This is a genomic window from Methanosarcina sp. WH1 (assembly GCF_000970005.1).
GTDB lineage: Archaea > Halobacteriota > Methanosarcinia > Methanosarcinales > Methanosarcinaceae > Methanosarcina.
This window is the reverse complement of the sequence record NZ_CP009504.1, coordinates 1,149,511-1,170,567: the sequence shown is the minus strand read 5'-3', so window position 1 is coordinate 1,170,567 and position 21,057 is coordinate 1,149,511. Positions and strand designations below refer to the sequence as shown.

The following is a 21,057-nucleotide window of genomic DNA, read 5'->3' as shown; positions in this document are numbered from 1 at the left end:
AGTAAGAATTGACTTCAACGAGCAAAGTTTAGATTAAAATTGGATAATTGAGTACAATATTACGAGCTAGGGAATCCAAAATGTTCAGTATAAATGTTAGTCCGCGCTTTGGAGACATCGATGGTCTCGGGCATATAAATAATACAGTCCTTCCGGTCTGGTTCGAAACGGGAAGAAACTCCATATTCAGGCTTTTCTCCCCGGACCTTATCCTTAGTCCTGATGTGTGGCACCTGATTCTTGTAAGAACTGAGTTTGATTTTCTGAAGCAGATGTATTTCAGATCCGATGTGGAGATCAGGACCTTCATTGCAAAGATCGGGAACAGTTCCTTTACTGTCGGGCATGAAGCCTGGCAGGAAGGGGAACTCAAGGCCAAAGGCCAGGCGGTACTGGTTTATTATGACTTCAAACTCCAGAAAGCGTTCCCCCTTCCAGACTCTATCCGCGAGGTCCTGAAAAGGCACATGTTCCCTTCAATGGACGCGTCCCCGGAGGACGCAAAAACTGATACGGATTCTCCCTGCTCAATTTAAATATACTTCAGAAACGCCTTTGACTGGCCAGGATATAAAAACCCCATTCATAAGCCGAAAGTTTCAGAAAGTAGTTTCTGAAAGTAGTTTCTGAAAGTAATAGTCCAGAAGATGAGGCTGAAACCATGCATCTTACAGAAGATTCTCTTGGAGAATACTTTGAAAAACAGGTAGCTGTAGACCCTGACCACGAATTCATCATTTATCCTGACCGTAACCTGCGCTTTACTTATGGCCAATTCAATGAAAGGGTAAACAACCTTGCAAAAGGGCTACTTGCGATAGGGATAAAAAAAGGAGACCATGTAGGAATCTGGGCAAAGAACGTCCCTGACTGGCTTACCTTCATGTTTGCCACCTCAAAGATAGGAGCAGTGCTTGTTACGGTAAATACAGCATACAAGAGCCATGAAGTTGAGTATGTGCTTAAACAGTCAGATATGAAAGCACTTGCTCTTATCGATAGTTTCAAGAACGTTGATTATCTTGAAATTATTAACGAGCTGGTCCCGGAGCTCAAGAGTTCTGAAAGAGGGCGCCTGAGAAGTAAAAATTTTCCATTCCTGAAGAGCGTAATTTATGTTGGGCAGGAAAAGCACAGGGGTATGTACAATACCAATGAGCTGATGCTCCTTGGCAGCCATTATCCAGATGACGAACTCAAGAAGATTATGGAAAGTGTCAGTGGAGATGATGTAGTCAACATGCAGTATACTTCAGGAACGACCGGTTTTCCAAAGGGAGTTATGTTGACCAGTAAAAACATCCTGAACAATGGGCTCTCCATAGGCGACCGCCAGAAGTTCACTCACGAAGAACGGCTCTGCTTACCCGTACCTCTTTTCCACTGTTTTGGAATCGTGCTCGGGGTTATGGCTATCCTGACCCACAGGGCAACGCTTGTTATGCTTGAGGTTTTCGATCCTCTCCTGGTGCTTGCTGCAATCCAGAAAGAGAAGTGTACCGCACTTTATGGCGTACCTACAATGTTCATTGCCGAGTACACCCACCCCATGTTTGATATGTTCGACCTCTCTTCCCTGAGAACCGGGATCATGGCTGGTTCTACCTGCCCTGTGGAAGCCATGAAAAAAGTCGTAAAAGATATGCACTGCCACCAGATCACCAGCGTCTACGGGCTTACGGAAGCATCTCCGGGAATGACCCAGACAACTGTCGATGACCCCGTGGAACTCAGAGTTGAGACTGTAGGCAAGTGCTTCCCTGGCGTTGAAGTCAGAGTAGTTGACCCATCTACAAATGAGCCAGTGCCCACTAACACAGTAGGAGAGCTCTGCTGCCGTGGATATAATATCATGAAGGGTTACTACAATATGGTGGAAGAAACAAAAAAAGTAATTGATGAAGAGGGCTGGCTGCACAGCGGGGATCTTGGGACCTGTGACGAGAAAGGTTACTACAGAATCACTGGCCGCATAAAGGACATGATCATCCGGGGCGGGGAGAATATCTATCCCCGGGAAATTGAAGAGTTCCTGCACTTCATGCCCGGTATCAAAGATGCCCAGGTGGTTGGCATACCTGATACGAAATATGGGGAAATAGTAGGAGCCTTTGTTATTCTCGAAAAAGGTGCAGACCTCACGGAAGCCGATATCAGGGACTATGCTATAAGCAAGATCGCACGCTATAAGGTCCCAAAACATGTCTTCATAGTAAATGAGTACCCTCTGACTGCAAGCGGCAAAATCCAGAAATACAAGCTCAAAGAACTGGCTGTGGAGCTTCTGAAAAATAGGGAGACAAACGGCAACTAATTTAGTACTATCGACCTTTGGGTCGATTTCTTTTTTATTTTTAGTTTAGTCCATGTTTTGCTTGCTTGAAAATTTTAATTGGATTAAAAAATTAGAAGTTATCTATGTTTTAGAGGTTAACTAAAATTTTCAGCAAATAAGAAAATAATGCCTCGATCAAATGTCAATAAGCAAACAAAATTAATAAATCATTGAATATTTAACATAATTTATTATATATAGAATTTCAGCATTAGAAGGATTGTAATTGTAAGAGAAGCACATTAGTGCGTGTTTGTAAATAGAATACTTGGGGAGTATTCATCAATAGGGGTTTCATCCGGTTGAGAGCCCAGGGGATCACAATAAAGGGCTCTCAATCAATCACCACAACCAACAGCAAATCTTTATTGCTTTCTCTTACAATTGTGTAAAGAATATGTGGGAGTATTCTTTAAAGGGGGTTTCATACGATTGAGGGCCCAGGGGATTATAATAAAGGGCTCTCAATCAATCACCAATACCTGCTATTTCAACCAACTTTTTTAAACCCAACTTTTTTAAACCCAACTTTTTTAAACCCAACTTTTTTAAACAAATTACAACTCATATAGCATGTACATTACAACTATATGGCATGTACAGATCATATTGCATGTACAGACAGAAAATCCACTATTGATATTTTCAGTTATAGAATTTCCCCAGATATTTAATTGACCCCTGATAATCTTTCTAATAATTATTTTACTATTCTATGATATATAAGTCCTTTGATACATTGACCAAACTTCACACATAACAGTATAGAAACGTTACACTAATAGAATTTTTTGATCGCTTATAGCCTGTTTCGAAAGTTTTCTTTTGCTTTGTCAATCTAACTTTTAATGGAAGATAAATTGATTCAGTAGAAATGAATAAGGTTTTAATTCGCAACTCTTCTTTTCAAAAAATCATATTTTTATAATTTTTTTAGTTAGATAATTTTTGTTTCATAATTATAATTAGGAGTTACATTTCCATTAAATTATATGGTTGTTTGAATATTATTTACTAATGAAACATTGAGAATCTTCTTAATACTGGATCTTTTGGATAGATATTTAGAGGGGAGGAGTTATGAAAATATATAAGAATTTATCGTGTTTCTTGCTGGTGTTTTTCTTGTTGTTGATGCCATATAATACTGCAGCATCTGAAACAAACTCAGATGTTAAACTTGCCAATGTAGATATCGACCTTTCCGAAACAGACGTCATAGATTCCGTGGTTTCTGAAACCATTGGTGCAGCTGTCTACATAGAGGGAGAACTCTACAATAATGAATACGCTACTATCTCCGTAACAACAAAAAATAACGGAGAAAAATCAAGTGAAGGCCATATTATTGTCGCGTTTCCGAATAATGAGGAAATCTTGAGTATGGAAGGGAGCGGGGACAGTGTAGAACTCTATCCAGGCGGAAGTTCGATAGAAGGAAAAGACGGAATAGAAATCGATTCATCGGAATACCCTTTTGTCGGCCTGGTAAAATCCGGCTGGGAAACAGGGAAAAATGAAACTCTCAACCTGAAGATCAAGCCGAATAAGGGCTCCGATGAGGTTGTATTCCTGGTCAGGGCGGCATTGAAGAATGACGCAACCGGGAATTATGAGAGGTATCCCAGTATTTCGGATGATGTGGACCAGCAGGGCTGGTATGTTTACAAAAAATCGATTGGAATATCCGGCTATCCCGATTTGATAATCGAGGACATTTCCTGGGAACCGGAAAATCCCCATGAAAATGAAAACGTGACATTTAAAGTTACGCTGACGAATGTAGGTCTTGCGTCATCTGGAAATTGCAATGTAAAATGCTACCTGAATGGAAATGAAATATCTTTTATCCCGGTTTCCGGGCTTGAAGCAGGTTCGACAACTTTCTTCACATTTAACTGGATCTCAACCAATTCGGGAAGCATGGACTTAAAGGTAGTTGTGGATTCAGAGGACCAATTCTTCGAGTTTAATGAGGAGAATAACGAAGAAGAAAGGATATTTAAAGTTATAAGCTCCACGACCTCTTCATCTTCGGGTTCATCTTCATCCAGTTCCAGTGGAGGAACCGGCGGTTCTCCCGAACCTGCCAGCAATGTTGAGGTAAAAGAACTCGCCCAGCAGTTTATCAGCAACGGTAACCATGCTAAATTCGTATTCACAAAAAATGCAACCTCAATAGCTTACATTGAATTCGATCCAAAAAAGACCGCCGGAAAGACCACAACCATTGTTGAAACACTTAAAGAAAAATCCACCCTGGTAACGGAACTGCCCTCCGGGAAAGTTTACGAAAATACAAATATCTGGGTCGGAAACGAAGGGACTGCAAGCCCGGATAATATTGAAAACGCAGTTGTCGGCTTCAAGGTCGAAAAAACCTGGATTAAATTAAATGACGTTGATTCGTCTTCTGTCAAACTCTGGAAGTTTGATGACGGAAACTGGGACGAACTCTCTACCAGCCAGACCGGTGAAGATGATGACTATGTCTATTATGAAGCAGATACTCCCGGTTTCTCGACTTTTTCAATAATGGCCCTTTATCCGGAAGAAGATCCAGAAAGCACTTATCGTGCTCTGGCAAATTCTGTCGAAGATCAGGATTCCGAGGTCGTTTCCGAAGCTTCAGGTGAGAAAGAATCTGATGTTACCGGTTCTGCAACCAGGGAGAATAATTCAGGAAGCTTGAAAAAAGTATTGCTGCCAGTGTTTATGCTTGCTGCAGTAATTCTGGCTGGCTATTTGATTTCAAGGAAGCGAAATTAAGGTTTAGCTTCCTATTTTTCTCTTTTTTGATTATTTTTAGTCCTTTCTCTGGATTTGGTAAGTAGCGTTGATGTTTAGAATGTCAAAAGCAAGCTCAAACAGTGCTAAACGCTTGGAAAGTAAAAAATGGAAGATACCATTTAAAGGAATTTCTGAATAGAATAAAACCAGACAGTTAATCAGGAAACACCCAAAAGTAGATTAATATAATTTTTGGTTCAGAAATTCTATCTGAAAAAAATATATCTCGTGATTATATAACATATTGTATATATTCATATTCTAGTATGAGCGGATTCTTTCCTGATTTTTCACCATTGTGTGATTTGTGTTTCATCCTTTTTCCTGTGGTTGGGCGGCATTGCAGAGATGTCCGGAGAAACTTCGGGGGCAAAGGATAACATATCTATTCGTCTGAAGCTTCAACAGCCGAATAGGCTGGCTCAGACATATTAGAAAGCATGAAAAAAGTATTGCTGGTGACAGCTTTGCTTTCAACTACGGGATTACTGGGATTTCCGGTTTTAAGGAAGCAAAGTTGAAGACTTTGCTCCCAATTTTTCGCTTTTTTGGATTGTGATGATTTTCTTATTTTCTGCAGTTTCTTTCTGTTCTGCGGTTTCGTCAGATTTTGCAGGTTTCTCTATGTTTCATCGAGAAATCGGGACGAACTTACATCAACCCGCCCAGCACCACTCCAAGCCCCATAACAGCCACACAGCCCACAGCTGCTATATCGGTCTTATTCCAAGTAAGCTGATTTTCCTCTATGCTCTGCCGGCTCCTGTAGCCTCGCATGTCCATGGTCAGGCCGAGCACCTGGGTCCTTCCGAGGGAATTTGCAACCAGGGGTACCAGGATCGGCTTTACGCTCATTATTTTTCCGCGGAGGCCTTTACCGGGGTTATAGCCCCTTGCGAGCTGGGCTTCATGGATGCGCTGACCTTCGACCTGGAGACTTGGGATGAAGCGGAGGGCAATTACGAACATAAGCACGTAGTCCACAGGGACGTGGATTGCCAGGAGGGCTTTCATGAGGTCACTTGGCTTTGTAGTGACCACCAGAAGCTGGAAGGCAAAAAGCATTGCAAAGAAGCGGAAGGAAAGGACGGTTCCAAAGTCCAGGGCGCCGGTTGTGACAGGGAAGAGCCCTCCGGCTGTAAGGATACCGGCAGGGATCAAGTAACCGACCGTTTCCCCACTTTTCAGGGTGAAGACTGTGAGCAGGACCAGGGTGACGCTCAGGAAAACCAGGAGTTTCAGCTGCTTGAGGAGTTCCTGCTGGAGCCCGGCTCCTAAGGAAGCCAGAAAAATCCCCAGCACCATAACAGCCAGAACTCCGGGGTTTGTTGTGAATACGCCAAGGGCTATTATGCCCGTTACTGCAGCGATCTTCGAAAGCGGGTTCATGCGGTGTAAAAAACTGTCCCTGTTTATGTACTGCATAATCTCTTTCATGCGCATGTGCCTCCTCTAACACATTCTTTACTGAAACATTCTTTACTGACACATTCTTTACTGAAACATTCTTTGCCGGAAAATTTCCTGTTGACCGAATCTTCCACAATTTTTCCGGACTCCATACGAATGACCCTTTCTACATGGTCTCTTACGATCTGCAGGTTATGAGTCACCATGACTATTGTGTGGCCTTCCTGCTGGAGCCTTCGCATGAGCTGCATCATCCTGTCGGACTCTTCGGCATCCAGCCCTGTGGTGGGCTCGTCAAGCACTATCAATTCAGGCTTCATTGCAATTACGCAGGCTACAGCCAGTCTCTGCCTTTCTCCTCGGCTCAGGTGGCGGGGGAAGACTTTTTGCTTTTCACTCAGGTTTACAAGCTCCAGGGAATGGAGGATTGCCCTTGTTGCTTCAGGCCCTTTTACTCCAATATTATTCAGCCCGAAATTGACTTCGGCTTCAACGGTATCTTCAAAGAGCATGTTGTCCGGGTTCTGGAAAACCAGACCAGTGTGCTTCACAAGCTCGTTTATAGGAACTGTAGAGGTATCGAGTCCCTTTACGGTCACCCCTCCGGAGTAAGGGTGCAGGAGACCGTCGAAATGTTTCACAAGGGTAGTCTTACCAGAACCGTTTTCCCCCAGAATGGCAATGAGCTCCCCAGGGTAGATATCAAGGTCAACGCTGTCAAGCGCAAGGACTTCTCCATAGCGCTGGGTGAGTTTCTTTACAGAAATAATCGGCTGGTCGCCTTTTCTTGTAATGGAAAGGCTTGTTGTAAGAGCTGAAGTAGAAGTAAAATCCATAGAAGTTGTAAGATTTGTAGAAGTCAGCTCTGAAGAGCTTGCGGTAAAGTCCGAGGGGCTTTTTATGGATTTTATTTCCCCTTTCTCAAGAAGCACGACCCTGTCCCCTATTTCAAGGAAGTCCTCGATATTGTGATCTACGATTATAATCGTCTTTCCGGCTTCTTTCAAACTCTTCAGGACAGAAAATACCTTTCGGACTGCCTGCAAGTCCAGTTCGGCAGTAGCTTCGTCAAGGATCAGGACTTCCGTATCCAGGGCAAGGGTTGCGGCGAGGGCAGCTTTCTGCTTTTGCCCGCCGGAAAGTGTGTGAGGAGCCCTGTTTTTTAGATGGCTTATTTCGCAGAACTCCATTGCCTCTTTTAACCTGCTTAAAATCTCTTTTTCCGGATGACCGTGGTTTTCGAGTCCTGAAAGGATTTCTTCTTCAACGGTTGTAAAGATCAGCTGAGACTCCGCATCATCAAAAACCATCCCTATATGCCGGCTCAATTCCTTCATGCCATCGAATTCTTTAATATCCCTGTTTTTGAAGCTGATGCTCCCTTTAATTTTGCCCCCGATTTCGTGGTGGAGGATGCCTGCCATTGCAAGGGCAAGGGTGGTTTTTCCGGCTGCACTGTGCCCCGTAACAAGGAGCAGTTCTCCTTTCCGGACTTCCAGATTTATATTTTTTAACGCAGGGCTTTCTGCTGTTCCGTAGGTATACGAGAAGTTCCTGAGTTTGATCATGATTTATGCTTTCCCCCGGGCAAGTACCTTTGAAGCAGGAATATAGAGGATCTGGACAATGACTGCGTTAGCAATTGCAGTTAATACGACGATAGGGATTACAGCACCTACAAAAGCTCCCATGGTCTCAAACTTTGACACGATTGTAGGGGCAATAAGAAGCATTGCAACGATTACAAAGCTTGTCCCACTGGAAAGGGTACCTAGCAGGGTTGAAATGGCCGGAGAGACCGATAGCTTATTGCTGAGAGATTTATATGTGAACAGGCATGTGACTGCTCCTATCGGTTCGCTGATAAGGTTTGCAGGTGGGAAAATGGAATGGCTGAGAAGAGCACATACGATGCCTGCTACAATTCCTATCCCTATGACCTCCGTGAATTTGGGTATGACAAGGATAATTGCAAGACAATAAAAGGCTATTACGAGATTCGAGACTATGGGACCCGGTATAACAAGAGATAAATAGCGCACGATTGCGCCGACTGCGAGCAAAATTCCAACAATAGCAATATCCTGAGATTTCATAAAAATCATCTTCCTACATCAGTTTTTCAGGAGAACTTTCCTGAGTTCATAAATACTACAAATCAATTAAATCTCATAAATCAGTTAATCATAGTAAATTGATTAAACATAACAAACTTAGTCTACATTATAGTACAACAAAGTATACTAATGTACATTAGTATATGTACTTTACGCTTTATCAAGTATTTTTGCAATTTTTTCCGCTCTTTTCCACTCTTTTCCGCGCCTGTCCATATCTGTCCATAAAATACTCCGGTTTTAGACACAGCCCGAAGAATTTCATACAGCCATGAAGAGTTTCCGACAAGAAAATGGTTCTAATAGGAAAACTCATCATGAGACAGAACATAAGATTAACAAAGACTATTCTGGGGTGTTGCATGTCTTCAGTGGAGGAACGTGAGCTAGCGGAAATAAGGATGATTGAAGAGGGATTCAGAAAAGCCTACGATGGAGACGCTAAAGGGGTGGTGGATGCTTTTAGCAGCCTGAGGGATTTTGCAGTGCATCTGATACATCTGGATATTACTGCAGAATACGAGCTTGATGCAAAAGCTCTGATAATTGCTATGGGGGATATAGGCAGGGTGACCGCCGAAAAAAGAATGGAGATAGCATCCATAGCCTCAGTCCACTCTCTTGGAGAAGTAGCTGTTGAGGCTGTAGCTCAAAAAAGAGAGTCTCTTGCATTAAAAGCACTTTCTGGTCTTGGGAATCTTGCCCTGGAGTTTGCAGGAAAAAGTATGGATGCTGTGGCAAGAAATGCAGCTGAATGCCTGGGAAACTTCGGGAAAAACTCTTCAAGGGAAAAAATGGAGGTTCTGGCAAGCCTTTCCGAGATATATCTTATGCAGTTATCCATGAGAGCAATGGAAAAAAATCTCTCTGAAACCCTGGCTGCTGCCATAAATCTCCTTGGAGAAATAGGGGTTTCTTCAGCCGGGCAGGAATTGGAGGATAGTGCGGTCGGGGCTGCAATCCTCCTTGAGGAACTGGGTATTGCTGCTGTAAGAAAAAGAAACGAATCTCAGGTAGAGGATGTGATCCGGGCCCTTGAAAAGCTGGGAAAGGACCTTTCACAGCAAGGATCTAAAAGTGCACTTGTCCAGACTGTGTGGGCTCTGGAAACCCTTCGGATCCTTGCGCTGGAATATGGAATGGAAACTGCTGGTGCCGCAGGGAAGCTGACACTGGAATCGCTAAGTACAGCAGGAGTCATCGATGAAGAACAGAACCTGGAAAGAATTCAGGAAATAAAGGAGTTCCACCAGCGTATCCTTAGGAGAAATTGACTAAACCGTAATTGATAGACAAAATATTGAGGGCAAGTCCCCAAGCTCATCCCCGTAGTCCCTACGGTGTCATAATCCAATTAGATTCTGATCTATGAGAGCGAATTTTTTGATATTGATAGCGGCATTAATGTCTCTATGGTGTTTGGTTTTACAGTCTGGACAAATCCATTCTCTGTCTTTTAGTTGAAGCTCTTTATTGTGGTATCCACACACACTACATAGCTTAGAAGAGGGTTCAAATTGTCCTATTCTCAGGACGGTTTTTCCAAACCATTGAGCCTTATATTCCAACTTTGTTACAAAACTACTCCACGCAGAATCACTTATAGCCTGTGCTAAGTGATGATTCTTAACCATGCCTTTAACATTTAGAGTTTCCAGAGCTACAGCTTGGTTTTCACTAACAAGTCTAAAAGAGAGTTTGTTCTGGAAGTCATTTCTCTGATTTGTTATTTTGTCATGGAGTACAGCAAGTCTTCGTTTAGCTTTTGCCCTGTTCTTAGAGCCTTTCTGTTTCCTTGAGACTCTTTTCTGTAATACTTTGAGCCTTTTAAGAGAGTTTTTCAAGTACTTTGGATTCTCAACCTTTTCTCCTGTTGAAAGGACAGCAAAGTCTTTGATACCTACATCAATTCCTACTGTTGTTGATTCTGTAAAAGCTTCCTTTACTGGAAGTTCTTTTCCATCTTCAACAAGGATACTGATGTAGTAATGTCCTTTACATGTCCTTGATACCGTAGCCGTTTTAGGCTCTCCTTCAAACTTCCTGTGAAGAACTGCTTTAATTGGTTCTATTTTAGGAAGCTTGATAGTATTATTTTCAAAGTTTACAGTGTAGTGTTGAGGTACAGGAAAAGACTGCATCGGATTCTTTTTTGATTTGAACTTTGGAAACCCTGTTTTCTCTCTAAAGAATCTAGTGAAAGCGGATTCAACCTGCTTAGTCATCCCCTGTAATGATTGAGAGTTAACTTCTCCTAACCACTCATTAGAAGCCTTTAGAGTAGGAATTAATTTGTTTAAGTCAAATCTGGAAATTGATTCCCCTGTCTGCTCATAAGTTTTAATTTTCTGGTCAAGTGCCCAATTATAGACAAATCTACAGCTACCTATATGCTGATTCAATTGAATAGCTTGTGTAGTTGTAGGATAGAGTCTAAATTTGAACGCTTGCATCATACAAAGGYATWATATGCTTTAACAACAYATRTACTTYTTGRTAAATAYGAAGTATGAAACACGGAATCATAGCAAATTTTTGWTAATGTATCATGTTATTTTTGTTTGCAAATACCGAAAAGTCATACTTGAACCAATTAGCAAAGAACTCAAACAGATTATGATTGACATTTCAAAAGAGTCTAACTTTGAAATCCTTGAAATGGAAACTGACAAAGACCATATTCATTTCTTGATCAAGAGTGAACCGAAAGTTAGCGTTTTGTCAATTGTCAGAAAATTGAAACAAGAATATACTAACAGGTTATGGAAAACTCAAAAAGAATATCTGAAAAAGTATTATTGGGGTGAGAATACGTTATGGAGTGATGGTTATTTTGCGTCTACTATCGGAAATGTTAGTAAAGAGGCGGCAGAATATTACATACGAAATCAGGGTTGAAGTTGACGCTTATATCCCCTGAGCTAAAGACTCAGGGGTTTTACGCTTCTTCATATAAATCGGATGTTAATTTCAGGCAGAGAAAAAAAGATATATAAATAGAATGCGAAAATTGAATGCAATTTTTAAGACATAGTTTTAACTTCACAACTTAACTTCACAACTTATTCTAATGAAAAATAATTTTTAAGACTATTCTAATGGGAATATCCAAAAATCTACTTTTCACATCACACAGAAACATATAAGAAAAAGAATTTAAAACATACAGTAGTTCCGAATAACCCAAGTTCCGAATGCTGAATTTGGCAGTCATCAAATATTTATGATTTACCGAAAAAAAGATCTAATGAACCATGGAATTCGTTTGTGATGCCAACCAAAAACGACTCCATGGCCATAGATACAGCCAGCTTGATGGCTGTATCCTCTGAATTGTTTCGCAAATATGATATAATAACTTTGCCAGAATCTGCAAATTATGAATGTCAGGACATTTTAAACGTGTTATTACATGCCTCAACATTTTCTACAAACTCTCTTGAATCTGCAAGTAATGACCTCAAAAGCAAAAATCCTGACTTAAGAATCCCCTCAGCAGATACTATTTTCAATTACATCAAAGACAATAATATTGAAGATACTCTTTCTGCTTTCAGAAAAATGAATTTTGAGATTTTCAAGATGATGAAACTTGAAAACACTGTTCATGACATAGCTATTGATTTTCATGATGTTCCATTTTATGGAGACAAAAATACTCCCGGAATTAGGGGCATAAAACCAAAGAATGGCAGTTCGTGGGGTAAATCGTTTTGTACCCTGGATATAATTGGAACTTCTCACTTGACACTTGACGTAATCGACATTAATAGTTTGAACAAGAATTATTCTCTATTCATCGAATCTTTATTCGAAAGACTTAAGGCAATAGGTGTAAAAACAGGGACATCATACCTTGACAAGGAATTTTGTAATAGAGCTGTGATTTCAAAATTAGATGAACTTAAAGTCAATTTTGTTATAGCAGCTAAATCAAATCAGGTTATCAATAGAGAACTTAAAAATCATCAAAAAGAATGGGGAAATACTTCAGTAATTTTTGAATATCAATTTAAGCAAGGAGGACCTTCCTTCAATATTGTGGCAATATATGATGATAAAAAGGAAAAGTACATCCTGTTTGCTACAAACAAAGAGGCAGAATCAACTGAGAAATTTGAAAAGACAATTCCTGAAGAATACCGAAAAAGATGGAACATAGAAACTGGCTATAGAGTGAAAAACGACTTCAAGATACGAACATGTACAAAATCACCAGTAGCAAGAGTATTGTTCTTTGTTATTCAATGCATCATGTACAATGTTCTAAATATGCTAAAGTCAGTTATCGAAATTACAGCTTATGAGCTAAAATCATTAATAAATGAAGACATAAACAAAGCTGTTAGATATGGGCTAAAATCGCTGAATTTTATTCCAGTTAAGGTGTTACTGGAATGTTTGAGATGGTTTAATGAAGAACGAAATCGAGTGCTACGCACTCGATTAACTACAATATAACTTGTATTGAATTAAAAATTGCTAACTTAATAGCTTATGCTATAAAATCACTCGATAAAAAATTATTTTTTGAGAACTGTTAGTGGAAATTATAGATTAAGAATTTTAAACTCTAACCAGTAATAGAAAATATTTTGAAAATGAGTGGGTAAAAAGTAAAATCAATATGTTTTTGTCATTCGGAAGTAAGCCTGATCGGAACTACTGACATATTAGAAAAAGGAGTTAGAATTTGGTGCTCCGGCCGGGATTCGAACCCGAGTCTTCGGCTCGAAAGGCCGGAATGATTGGCCGGACTACACTACCGGAGCACATTGTATCTCACAGCGAAACCAACAATATACCTGGTAATATATAAATCTGTCCCTTCTCTGCGAGCTTTTTGTGCAGTTTACCGATCAGACACAGTTTATCCGGTCTATATCCAGGACAATGGCTGCAATTCTTTAATAGGCACTCCATAACTGGCTGAGAAATATTTAGTTAGAACCCCCTTCAGGGCTCTGAAACTTAGGGAAGCGCAGTAGCAGAGAGGAAGTAGCAAATCAAACTAGAGTAACAAAGATACGATAACAGTCAAATGAAAGTAAAGAGAAAAGGAAACAGGAAAAGATACAACAAAAAGAGAAATAGAATATATAATCCTACATTCCGCAGTATTTTTTTGAAAATCAATATTTTTTCCGATAGCGTTTTTCAAAAATTCTCAATTAATATACCCAAACTGAAATTTGAATAAAAATTGAATACTAAGTTTTTTGGTCTCTGAACATACCGTATAGCCATTTTTAACTCCTGCATAGAAATCCGATAAATTCACGTTAGGACAAAAATCGATAGCAAGAAAAATAATGAATATACGAAAAATACTGCGGAAAGTGGGTATAATGAGAAGGTAAAAAGATACAACAAAAAGAAAAATAGAATATATAATGAGAAGGTAAGAAAAATGGTAAGAGAAGTAGAAATCGAAAAATGGAAATAATTGAAATAATTATAAAAAAGTTTTCCGAGCAATTAATAAAAGTATGGTGCTCCGGCCGGGATTCGAACCCGAGTCTTCGGCTCGAAAGGCCGGAATGATTGGCCGGACTACACTACCGGAGCATTTTGGCTGTACTTAAGTGAACTTTATTTCCCTTATCGAAGGGGATCTTCAATAAGGGTTTCCAGTATAAATAGATATCGGTTGCAGAGAATTCCTGAAGAGGCTTTATTTAAGATTATTCCAGATCTCTTAAAATATTTCAGGCCTCTTTAGACATTATCAAAGTTTTTGGTTTATTTCAACTTTTCTTTTCAGATTTTTTCTTTAATTTATTCCTCATCTTCGGCTTCGATATCCATATCTTCTTCGGCTTCTCCAGATTTTTCAGTGTCTTCCACCATAAGGTTTCCGATCCATTCACTGAGTCTTCCGCAGTATTCGGGCTCGCAGTCCCCGGTACAGCCAGTACAGGATGAAAACATGTCCCCGGAGAGCAAAAGGTCATATTTCTCTTTAACCTCCTCTTTTGCTTTCAGGAGGTATGTCCTCGCTCCGTTTGAGACCCCCACTTCACGGATAATAAGGTCTTTGTCCAGAAGCTTTTTTACGATCCTGGAGCACTTCCTGCTATCGATAGCCAGCTCTTTCCAGATAACGTTCTGGAAAACGCCGTCTTTATGTCTTCTTATTATATTGTATGCTTCTTCTTCAAGATCCATGCCTGTTTCCACACTAATGAGGTTCCTTCTTCAGACGTTTCAGTCTTCTACAGGAGTGATCAGTATGATATTATTGCCCCGAAGCACTACAGAACCAAGGGAACGGACTTTTTCCCCTTTTACAATCTCCATCGTATCAACAAGATGAAGATTCATATAGTCGTCCACACTCTTTAGAGTGCCTTCAAGCAAATTAAGGTCGCCTTTCATTTCTACCTGGATCCGCGATCCAACGATTTTCTGAACTTTTTTATTTGGGAACAAAATTAAACCCTCGCTGATTTATTCTGGATTTTCGGTTCCCCGTACTCCCGGGTTCCTGCTTCCTATTCCAAAGCCGGCACAGAGCAAATTATGTCAGGGCATTATACACATTTACAATAAGCCTGCTGCCTTTATCAGCTGCATCCTGCCAGCAACTGAAAAACCATTCCGAATCGTCACTCCACCGGCTTTTAAGAAAACTGAAATTACATACCCTTTTCAGAGATATATAACCATCGATGTCCGGGAGTCTCAGGAGAGCCTTAAGAGCCTCTCAAACCTCAAAGAGTTAAGACAGGTTAAAACGAGTAACCTGAACTTAGATATAACCCTGAATATCAGTGCTTTCGTCAACTTTTGCGGGCTCTTTTTTGGTCATTCTCGGGATCGCTCTTGAAATGGGCCCGAAAACGGATTCATACTCATTTATGTGCTGGGTCAGCCAGCGGCTCAGTTCAAGAGCTGCAACCGGAGAAAGTATCACTTCGGTTTCAACACGCCTTTCGATAACCCTGGATTCGGAGGCATCCCCGAACATCTTAGGGGTGTCATTGTAAAAACCTATCCTGAAATCGTAAGGACTGTGCCCGCCTGCAGCTCCTATTGCATATATCTGCCGGAAGTCTTCAGGCTTTATAAACTCAATTGTGATACTTTTTTTCCCTTTTTTGGAAGCTGTACTTTCAATATTTTCCCTGGATCCAACATCTTCGGCCATAAAAATTACCTCTGTGCTTTGCTCTCGTGAGAACCCCGGTATCCGGGATCTGGTTTTGCCAGTTATCCATAATACTGACAGGTTATTCCTTGCAGGCTATTTTTCCCGGTAGAAACAGGAATATTTACCTCTTCATCACTTATAAATCACTTGTCTGCAAAAACTTATATGAATTTTTTAACCCTGGACTTTCTTCTTAAGTTTCTTTGCTTCTTCTGCGACTTCCTTTTTCGAATGAACCCTTGCGATCAGTTCCACAGCATCAAGGTTGCGTACCGCATTGTCCAGATACCCAAAAACATCGCCCTGATACGCTGAAATGCCGTACCTATCCTCAAATCTCTTAATAATCTGAGAAGGGTCCATACCTTCCATACGCAGCCGGATAATCTTCTCCGAAAATTTCTGTTCTGCACACCCGCAATAAGGTGAGTCCCTGCATGTGCAGGTTAAAAAATCAGAGGCAAAGTTCAGCATAAGTTCCCTTATTTTGATATCCAGATGGGACAGAGAGTCTCCGTCAAAGACAATATCAAGGGCTGCTCCCTGAAAAACCCTTGAAGGCATGTTCACATGCAAAGAGCTTCCGATCTGGTTTGAATACTTGAAGTATGCAGCATCGAAAAATTCCAGGTTGGTTACAATTTTCAGGGAACTGTTTTCCGCAAGCACGGCGTCTCGAATCAAGAAAGCTTTGGAGACCGGCAAGAAATGGGCTGCAATAATTTTCCCGAATCGAGTAAGTGCTACTTTATTTCCCTTTTTCTCAAGGAATCTGTAGCTCTGGAGGCGGGAAACCAGTTTATCCAGTTCAAAACTCCCAAACATAAGGGAATGGATATTCCTTAAATCCTGGACCGAAGAAGTAACAGCAACTGATGCAAGAATCTCTTCAAGCTGTTCGGCTTCCCCGTAATCGACTCCCGCAGAGAGCATCTCACCCTGCAGTAACTTGACTGCAACCTCTTCTTCAGTATCGGACTGTGAGCTCGAATAGGATTTCCCTGGAACAGGCATGAGCACGACAATGCCCCGATCGTGATAATCAGGTCTACCTGCCCTTCCGCTCATCTGCAGGAACTCCTGGACCGAAATCCAGTCTATGCCCATTGCAAGGGATTCGAATATAACCTGGGAAGCCGGGAAATCCACTCCGGCTGCAAGGGCAGCAGTGGTCACAACTACCGGAAGCTCCCCTTTTGCAAACATGGTTTCCACCTTTTTTCGTTCATACTGCGAAAGCCCCGCGTGGTAAGGGGAAGCCTGGATTGAAAGAGCTCCTGCAAGCTTATGGCAGTTTCTCCTTGAATTCGTAAAGACTATTGTCTGTCCCCTGTGCTTTTTCGAAGAGAACATTGAATACTCTTCTTTTGCAAGCTGGGAAATCAGTTTTGCCTTTTCGTTTTCCTGGCAGAAAAGGAGATGCCTGTCTATGGGAACAGGCCTGTGCTCATAGCGGATAAGCCGGGCTCCGAGTTTCTTTGCATAGGCTTCAGGGTTTGCAACGGTTGCAGAGAGGTAAATGAACTGGGCTTCAGGCGCCACATAGCGAAGCCTACCTATAAGCCCGTCCAGCCTGTGTCCTCTTTCCTGGTCTTCGAGTGTATGGACTTCATCTATAACAACAGTCCCTATTTTGCCAAGAAAATCAGTGTTTCCTGAACGGAGCATGTGGTCTACGCCTTCATAGGTCCCCACAATTATGTCCGCATTAGGGCTTGTATGCATTTTCACACGCTGGGAAGTCTTTATAAGAATTGCACCGATCTTTATGGAGGTTATGATCCCGAGCTTTGAATACCGTTCCGTAAACTGGTCGTATTTCTGATTTGCAAGGGCAACAAGAGGAACCAGGTAAAGCATTTTCCCTTTTTTATCCAGCAGGTTCTGGACCCCTGCCATCTCCCCTATCAGAGTTTTCCCGGTTGCGGTTGCGGAAACTACAAACTGGTTTTTTCCTTCCAGAAGCCCGGCTTCTACAGACAGAGCCTGCACCGGAAGCAGGGTTTCTGATTTAAGAAGCAGCATTTCCTTGAACTTCTTTGCAAGGGGGAGGTTCTTTACCCTGACCGTAGCTTCGGTGGGTTTTGTCCGGATGGTGTCATAACGCGTGAACTCAGGGTCCAGCCTCTCAGGGCTCAACATACGGATTGTCCGATCAAGGTCTCTTGTTTTGGAGAGAACCTGCTCAAGAAAATCAACCGATTTTTCCCCGTACTGTGCGCCTGCTGAACGAACTGCCCGCAGCAATTCTTCTTTTGCGCAGTCTGCGCAGATGAGCTCGTCGTGGTACTTGATTGACTTGCTATTTACGAAGTTAAAACGTTTATTGATCCAGCAGTGTTTGCAGATCTTTACCTTATCTGCACTGAGTTGAAACCCCTTGAGCATTTCAAGAAAAGCCTCTTCATTTGCAGGGTCCCCTCCTTCTGCTAGCATAATCCTGTTTGCACTGCGCAAAAGCTCTATGAACTGCTGGGGAGGAATGAATTCCTCGTTTTTTTTGCAGGTAAGAACCCTGATTTTATGAGGACGTGGACCTTTATAACTGTCCTTTATATGGAGCTCAGCCACGGAAAGCGGCTGCTTCATCCGGTCCTTTATGTTCATCACTATAATTTTTGATTTTTCAGCATAGCTTAGGACCCAGAGCGTCATTGTTTATCCTGATATGTGAATGATATAAGTAAGCTTCCTTTGGCGTTCGAAAAATGATAGTACTCTGCCATCTAAAACTGCAGTAGCATATGTGATATTGAGATGTGCATGTAAACTTAAAGAGGAAAATATAAAGAGGAAAATATGCGACGGTTTTCAGAAAATCTTCCGAAGTGAAAACGTTTTCCAGAGCATACCACCCGATTTTTTGCAGGGTATGCCTTTCTGAGCACATTCTTCAGAGCATCTACATGTATCTTCATATATAGAAGCTATCGTATTTAGATATTATCACTTAAATATAATATAATAATTGTTAGAGTTTGTTTCACGAGAACAAAAACCCTGATTTTCAGAACACATAATTTTCGGTTCAGCTGGAAGATAGGTTCAACTAAATAGGAAATTGAGCTGGATAAAGAGATCAGGTTAAACAGAGAAATTCAGTTAACAGCAGAGGGTTTAATAAAGAGGTTAGGCTGAAGAGAGAGTATTATATTTTCAGTTGATACCTTCTTTCAGTTGATACCTTCTTTCAGTTGACACTTCCTCTCAACTCATCAAAAAATATTAAAGGCAGGCTCCTTCCTTTGTAAACCTGCACATGCAGTTCCGGGTCTCTGGAATATTTCCAATCGCATCCGAGAGAATTTTGAAAATTGAGCCCTGTGCCTTCCCGACAACTTCTGTGACTTCATCTGCCGTTAATTTTTGCGTGGTCATCCCACATGCCTGGTTTGTAACGATGGCAAGGGAAGCATAACAAAGGCTGAGTTCCTTTGCAAGGACTACTTCCGGTACCCCTGTCATGCCAACAACATCTGCAAACTTGCTCATCATGCGGATTTCAGCCCGAGTCTCAAAACGGGGACCTTCAGTACAGGCATAAATTCCCTCGGTATAGGAAAGTCCATGTTTTCCCAGGGCATACTTAAGAGCTGCCTTTATTTCAGGGCAATATGGCTCAGTAACATCAACATGAACAGTTTGATCGTCATAAAAGGAAGAGGGCCTTTTGCAGGTAAAATCAATGAAATCGTCAAGCACGACAAAACTGCCCACTGGATGCCCTCGCATTGACCCAACCGAGTTTGTGGAGATTACACGCTTTACGCCGAGGGAGTGGACAGCCCAGATGTTTGCCCTGTAGTTAACTCTGTGCGGCGGGACATGGATTTCTTCGGCATGTCTGGGAATTATTGCAACACTTCTTCCTTTTATACTGGTTATATATGCGGTAATCCCTCCATAGGGAGTCTTCACCTGCTGGCTTTCGCAGTCCCTGTATGAGCTGAAACCCACACCTCCAAGTATTGCAATTTCTGCAATTTCAGTTGCCTTCTCCATTTTTAGATCTCCTTTCCCGCGTTTTAATGCTAAACTTATTAATTTTCAACTGATTGGTCTCTCAGAAGTTCATGCGATTTTCTTATTTCTTCTTCCTTTAACTCTCTTCTCGTTTTCCAGAGTCTGGTTTGACATAGAATATTTAATCCCTGCAAGTGCAATGAGGATTGCAATTATAATCGAATATACGAAGTACTGCAGTGCAAGGGAAGGATCACTTAAGATCCCATCCGATATGGAGGCTGCTGCCAGGATGTATGTGCTTGCTCCCCAGAAAAGCAGGCCGGTTGCGATCACGAAGAGAGAGATGGAGACATTTCTATATATGGACCTGCCATCCATCCTGAGATCGAAAATCTTTCCCAGGTCCGCAAGAAGGAGGGCTACTGCGTACCACCATACAGAGACATTGATGAAGACCGAAATAAGTGTCAGGGTGCCGTGATACCAGACCCCTTCTGCAGAGTAGAGTTTCCATACCTCCATAGCTCCGTATACAGTGGCCACAAGACTGATAAGCAGGGCAGCAGTGTAGCTGATGAAAACCATCTTCTGCTTAAGAAAAGCATCCCAGAGCCTTTCTTTTTCGAGGGCAACAATATCATCGAGCCCGAAGCCCCTGTACAGCATGTAAAGCCCGACAGCCGCAAGAATTCCCACAACTGCCCCTTCGGGATAGCGGGCAAGCAAAAAGATGGCATAGATAAGAAAAGCAAGACCTATAGGCACAAAAAAAGTTTGAGATATCTTGGGATCACTGAAGACGTGCTTAAGGATATAATATGTGCTTTCCAGGTTTTCACTCTGCATAACAACAATACGTTTTACGGAGTCGATTTTCATTCTAGATTGCACAATAGGGACAAGAGTTTCATCCTCTGCCCCATCCGAAACAAAGACTGCTCCCTTTACTTCGTTCATCTGGAGATAGAGTTCAAGCTGTTCAGCAATCTTCTGGTCTGAGATCACGCCGACATTCTTATCCCCTGCAAAAGAGACGATCTCAGCGTCAACTCCTTTTGCCCGAAGCTCGTCAAGGATCCGGATCCCTCCGAAAATCGTATTTGTGTCCGAATCCTCAGGGTCAGCAATCCCAAGTGCAACTGCTGCCTGAACATTTGCCTCCCTCCCTACTATGGGAGTTCCCATTTTTGCTTTTTCGCCCAGGTCATTATCCCTGTCTATGCATATAACTAAGGTCTGCATGTCTCCTCTATCATTTTTATGGAGGTATTCTGTCCCGGAGATCC

16 protein-coding genes and 2 tRNA genes are annotated in these 21,057 nt (G+C 41.7%); 6 read left to right on the top strand and 12 right to left on the bottom strand.

Features of this window, described 5'->3' with window-relative positions; genetic code table 11:
* Positions 1 to 80: 80 nt before the first annotated feature.
* From MSWH1_RS05290 to MSWH1_RS19880, 3 genes are all read left to right on the top strand, one after another.
* Positions 81 to 536, top strand: a complete 456-nt coding sequence (locus MSWH1_RS05290) for a thioesterase family protein (protein WP_048126743.1) — start codon at positions 81 to 83, stop codon at positions 534 to 536.
* Between the two features lie 125 nt (positions 537 to 661).
* The gene (locus MSWH1_RS05285) at positions 662 to 2,314 is read left to right on the top strand and encodes an AMP-binding protein (RefSeq protein WP_048126740.1); all 1,653 of its coding nucleotides are present in this window, start codon (positions 662 to 664) and stop codon (positions 2,312 to 2,314) included.
* 1,155 nt (positions 2,315 to 3,469) lie between these two features.
* Positions 3,470 to 5,104: a PGF-pre-PGF domain-containing protein gene (locus MSWH1_RS19880; protein ID WP_052723136.1), complete on the top strand. Its 1,635-nt coding sequence runs from the start codon at positions 3,470 to 3,472 to the stop codon at positions 5,102 to 5,104.
* Positions 5,105 to 5,776: 672 nt separating this feature from the next.
* Here the strand turns inward: MSWH1_RS19880 and MSWH1_RS05275 are convergent.
* Genes MSWH1_RS05275 through MSWH1_RS05265 form a run of 3 tightly spaced genes read right to left on the bottom strand, consistent with a single transcriptional unit; the run spans position 5,777 to position 8,631 of the window.
* The gene (locus tag MSWH1_RS05275) at positions 5,777 to 6,562 is read right to left on the bottom strand and encodes an energy-coupling factor transporter transmembrane protein EcfT (RefSeq protein ID WP_048126738.1); all 786 of its coding nucleotides are present in this window, start codon (positions 6,560 to 6,562) and stop codon (positions 5,777 to 5,779) included.
* Positions 6,559 to 8,103, bottom strand: a complete 1,545-nt coding sequence (locus MSWH1_RS05270; protein WP_048126736.1) for an ABC transporter ATP-binding protein — start codon at positions 8,101 to 8,103, stop codon at positions 6,559 to 6,561. Before MSWH1_RS05270 ends, MSWH1_RS05275 begins: the two co-directional genes overlap by 4 nt.
* Positions 8,104 to 8,106: 3 nt before the next feature.
* The gene (locus tag MSWH1_RS05265; protein ID WP_048130242.1) at positions 8,107 to 8,631 is read right to left on the bottom strand and encodes a tryptophan transporter; all 525 of its coding nucleotides are present in this window, start codon (positions 8,629 to 8,631) and stop codon (positions 8,107 to 8,109) included.
* 383 nt (positions 8,632 to 9,014) lie between these two features.
* On the opposite strand from MSWH1_RS05265, the gene MSWH1_RS05260 reads away from it, so the two are divergent.
* On the top strand, positions 9,015 to 9,926 hold the full coding sequence (locus MSWH1_RS05260) for a hypothetical protein (RefSeq protein ID WP_082088036.1): 912 nt from the start codon (positions 9,015 to 9,017) through the stop codon (positions 9,924 to 9,926).
* A 69-nt stretch (positions 9,927 to 9,995) separates the two neighbouring features.
* Here the strand turns inward: MSWH1_RS05260 and tnpB are convergent, their stop codons facing one another.
* The gene (gene tnpB / locus MSWH1_RS05255) at positions 9,996 to 11,108 is read right to left on the bottom strand and encodes an IS200/IS605 family element RNA-guided endonuclease TnpB (protein ID WP_048126732.1); all 1,113 of its coding nucleotides are present in this window, start codon (positions 11,106 to 11,108) and stop codon (positions 9,996 to 9,998) included.
* Positions 11,109 to 11,136: 28 nt separating this feature from the next.
* Between tnpB and tnpA the strand changes: the two genes are divergently transcribed.
* Entirely contained in the window at positions 11,137 to 11,550 is a 414-nt protein-coding gene (gene tnpA, locus MSWH1_RS05250) for an IS200/IS605 family transposase (protein ID WP_369798579.1), read from the top strand.
* 372 nt (positions 11,551 to 11,922) lie between these two features.
* Positions 11,923 to 13,113, top strand: a complete 1,191-nt coding sequence (locus MSWH1_RS17930) for an ISH3 family transposase (RefSeq protein ID WP_082088035.1) — start codon at positions 11,923 to 11,925, stop codon at positions 13,111 to 13,113.
* A gap of 233 nt (positions 13,114 to 13,346) precedes the next feature.
* Here the strand turns inward: MSWH1_RS17930 and MSWH1_RS05240 are convergent.
* The 8 genes from MSWH1_RS05240 to MSWH1_RS05205 all read right to left on the bottom strand — a co-directional run bounded on the left by MSWH1_RS05240 (position 13,347) and on the right by MSWH1_RS05205 (position 21,013).
* A tRNA-Glu gene (locus MSWH1_RS05240) sits at positions 13,347 to 13,424 on the bottom strand.
* Between the two features lie 718 nt (positions 13,425 to 14,142).
* A tRNA-Glu gene (locus MSWH1_RS05235) sits at positions 14,143 to 14,220 on the bottom strand.
* Positions 14,221 to 14,430: 210 nt separating this feature from the next.
* Positions 14,431 to 14,820, bottom strand: a complete 390-nt coding sequence (locus MSWH1_RS05230; RefSeq protein ID WP_197074061.1) for an Lrp/AsnC family transcriptional regulator — start codon at positions 14,818 to 14,820, stop codon at positions 14,431 to 14,433.
* Between the two features lie 39 nt (positions 14,821 to 14,859).
* Positions 14,860 to 15,084, bottom strand: a complete 225-nt coding sequence (locus MSWH1_RS05225) for an LSM domain-containing protein (protein WP_011034307.1) — start codon at positions 15,082 to 15,084, stop codon at positions 14,860 to 14,862.
* Positions 15,085 to 15,403: 319 nt separating this feature from the next.
* Positions 15,404 to 15,802 carry a DUF3467 domain-containing protein gene (locus MSWH1_RS05220; protein ID WP_048126725.1) on the bottom strand — a complete coding sequence of 133 codons (399 nt, stop codon included), beginning with the start codon at positions 15,800 to 15,802 and terminating at the stop codon, positions 15,404 to 15,406.
* Between the two features lie 177 nt (positions 15,803 to 15,979).
* A complete protein-coding gene (locus MSWH1_RS05215; protein WP_048126723.1) occupies positions 15,980 to 18,460 on the bottom strand; it encodes a DUF5814 domain-containing protein in 2,481 nt (826 codons plus the stop codon).
* 570 nt (positions 18,461 to 19,030) lie between these two features.
* Positions 19,031 to 19,807, bottom strand: a complete 777-nt coding sequence (gene mtnP, locus MSWH1_RS05210) for an S-methyl-5'-thioadenosine phosphorylase (RefSeq protein ID WP_048126721.1) — start codon at positions 19,805 to 19,807, stop codon at positions 19,031 to 19,033.
* A 69-nt stretch (positions 19,808 to 19,876) separates the two neighbouring features.
* Positions 19,877 to 21,013: a DUF373 family protein gene (locus tag MSWH1_RS05205; RefSeq protein ID WP_048126719.1), complete on the bottom strand. Its 1,137-nt coding sequence runs from the start codon at positions 21,011 to 21,013 to the stop codon at positions 19,877 to 19,879.
* Positions 21,014 to 21,057: the final 44 nt, after the last annotated feature.

Coding starts and splice junctions, on each gene's coding strand:
- MSWH1_RS05290 (WP_048126743.1), top strand. CDS start 81: ATGTTCAGTATAAATGTTAGTCCGCGCTTTGGAGACATCGATGGTCTC.
- MSWH1_RS05285 (WP_048126740.1), top strand. CDS start 662: ATGCATCTTACAGAAGATTCTCTTGGAGAATACTTTGAAAAACAGGTA.
- MSWH1_RS19880 (WP_052723136.1), top strand. CDS start 3,470: ATGCCATATAATACTGCAGCATCTGAAACAAACTCAGATGTTAAACTT.
- MSWH1_RS05275 (WP_048126738.1), bottom strand. CDS start 6,562: ATGAAAGAGATTATGCAGTACATAAACAGGGACAGTTTTTTACACCGC.
- MSWH1_RS05270 (WP_048126736.1), bottom strand. CDS start 8,103: ATGATCAAACTCAGGAACTTCTCGTATACCTACGGAACAGCAGAAAGC.
- MSWH1_RS05265 (WP_048130242.1), bottom strand. CDS start 8,631: ATGAAATCTCAGGATATTGCTATTGTTGGAATTTTGCTCGCAGTCGGC.
- MSWH1_RS05260 (WP_082088036.1), top strand. CDS start 9,015: ATGTCTTCAGTGGAGGAACGTGAGCTAGCGGAAATAAGGATGATTGAA.
- tnpB (WP_048126732.1), bottom strand. CDS start 11,108: ATGATGCAAGCGTTCAAATTTAGACTCTATCCTACAACTACACAAGCT.
- MSWH1_RS17930 (WP_082088035.1), top strand. CDS start 11,923: ATGCCAACCAAAAACGACTCCATGGCCATAGATACAGCCAGCTTGATG.
- MSWH1_RS05230 (WP_197074061.1), bottom strand. CDS start 14,820: ATGGATCTTGAAGAAGAAGCATACAATATAATAAGAAGACATAAAGAC.
- MSWH1_RS05220 (WP_048126725.1), bottom strand. CDS start 15,802: ATGGCCGAAGATGTTGGATCCAGGGAAAATATTGAAAGTACAGCTTCC.
- MSWH1_RS05215 (WP_048126723.1), bottom strand. CDS start 18,460: ATGACGCTCTGGGTCCTAAGCTATGCTGAAAAATCAAAAATTATAGTG.
- mtnP (WP_048126721.1), bottom strand. CDS start 19,807: ATGGAGAAGGCAACTGAAATTGCAGAAATTGCAATACTTGGAGGTGTG.
- MSWH1_RS05205 (WP_048126719.1), bottom strand. CDS start 21,013: ATGCAGACCTTAGTTATATGCATAGACAGGGATAATGACCTGGGCGAA.